The 1,076-nt window shown below is 68.4% G+C and carries 1 protein-coding gene and 1 pseudogene; one reads left to right on the plus strand and one right to left on the minus strand.

The genetic code is table 11. The features are described from left to right. Nucleotides 1-228, plus strand: a pseudogene (locus FJ980_RS33825) (transcriptional regulator); the annotation flags it as partial. Between the two features lie 66 nt (nt 229-294). On the opposite strand, the gene FJ980_RS33830 reads toward FJ980_RS33825, so the two are convergent. Then, nucleotides 295-1,076 (minus strand): class I SAM-dependent methyltransferase (locus tag FJ980_RS33830; RefSeq protein WP_140547690.1); only part of this gene is annotated, 782 nt, incomplete at its 5' end.

A 1,076-nucleotide genomic window follows, 5' to 3' on the forward strand; every position in this document is an offset into this window, starting at 1 on the left:
GCATACAGGTCGGTGCAGGCCAATCCCGCCCACAGCATCACCTATGTGCAACTGGCCGCCGCCTTGGCCAAGCTCGGCCGGCTGGACGAGGCGATGGCGGCAGCGGCGCGGGTGCGTGAGCTGCATCCGACGTTTCGCTACGGTCGGCAGTTCGCCGCCGTACATTGCGCCCCGGCGGTCGCGCAATGCCTCGGCGAGGCGCTGCAGGCCGCCGGTCTGCCGCAATAGCGCCGGTGCGTCTTCATGGAGACCGGCCTGGGCGGCAGATGGCGGATGGGCGGTTCTTCGGCGCCCTTACCGCACCACGCCCCTGCAAGCCCAGGCAACGTTCGCAAACGACCGCGCGCCATCCGGCCGGCCGGCCTCATAGGCATCGCGGACGGCGGCCTCGCTGCGCGTCCGCTCGGCTGGATCGAGCGTCATCATGTATTTACCGAGCGGGCCTTCGCCGGCCGCTATCGGCGCCCAATAGTCGTCGAAGTCCCGGTAGTCCATGCGGATCATCAGCTCGGTTTCGGTCACGTCGGCCAGGTCCTGCTCGACAAAAGTCCGCTTCATTTCGCCCGGCTGCATCATCGGCTGGAAGCAATAGCGGCTGCGCATCTGGCGTCCGCCTTCGCTGAGCGCGGCCACCGTGTCGATCATCATGCGCATGCCGGGCATGCCACCGAGATGATCCCACACGACGGCCGCCACCACGCCGCCCGGCCGCACCACGCGGCGCATCTCGCCCACCGCCTTGCCGGCCTCCGGCACGAAGTGGAGCACGAGCAGCGCCAGCGCGCGGTCGAAACCATCGTCGGCGAACGGCAAGGCGGTGGCGTCGGCTTGCTGGATCTCGATGCGCGGGTCGGTGTTGCGCCGCTTCGCCGCCTCGACGAAGACGGGCGAAAAGTCGATTGCCGCGATCGCCGCGAGGTCGGCGGATTTGGCCAGCTCGAATGTCAGGCTGCCGGTGCCGCAGCCGACGTCGAGGATCTTTTCGCCGCGGGCAAGCCCGGCGAAGTCGATGAATTTGGGCGCGCGCTTGCGGCTCCAGCGGCCCATGAGCTGCTCATATCCGCTGGCGTCATGAA

Origin of the sequence: Mesorhizobium sp. B1-1-5, assembly GCF_006443065.1 — a bacterium.
Lineage (GTDB): Bacteria > Pseudomonadota > Alphaproteobacteria > Rhizobiales > Rhizobiaceae > Mesorhizobium.